The following is a 448-nucleotide window of genomic DNA, read 5'->3' on the forward strand; positions in this document are numbered from 1 at the left end:
CCGTCACGCTGGCCTGCAACGAGATTGACTTTCACTTCACCGGCCGCAGTTCGCATGCAGCGTCGAGCCCTCACCTGGGTCGCAGCGCGCTCGATGCGGTGGAACTGATGAATGTCGGTGTGAACTATCTGAGGGAACATATCCCAAGCCACGCCCGTATCCATTATGCGATCGTGGACGCCGGGGGAGAAGCTCCCAATGTCGTGCAGGCAAAAGCGACGGTGCGATACGTCGTGCGCGGACGCGATACGCCTGAGCTGCGATCGCTCGTCGAACGGTTTTCCAAGGTCGCTCAGGGCGCCGCGATGATGACCGAAACCGCCATGAGCCACCGTGTTCGCACAGGGGAAGCCAATTTCCTTGGAAACAGGGTCCTTGAAGATATCGCGTGGGAGGAGTTCCGGCGGGTTGGTCCCCCGGCCTTCGACGAAGCCGACAATGTCTTGGC

The 448-nt window shown here is 60.7% G+C and carries 1 protein-coding gene; it reads left to right on the top strand.

All coding sequences use genetic code 11. From position 1 onward, the window contains the following. On the top strand, positions 1–448 hold a 448-nt coding region (locus tag EN750_RS39830), incomplete at both ends, for a peptidase dimerization domain-containing protein (protein WP_348629653.1).

Origin of the sequence: Mesorhizobium sp. M7A.F.Ca.ET.027.03.2.1 (genome assembly GCF_003999175.1) — a bacterium.
Lineage (GTDB): Bacteria > Pseudomonadota > Alphaproteobacteria > Rhizobiales > Rhizobiaceae > Mesorhizobium.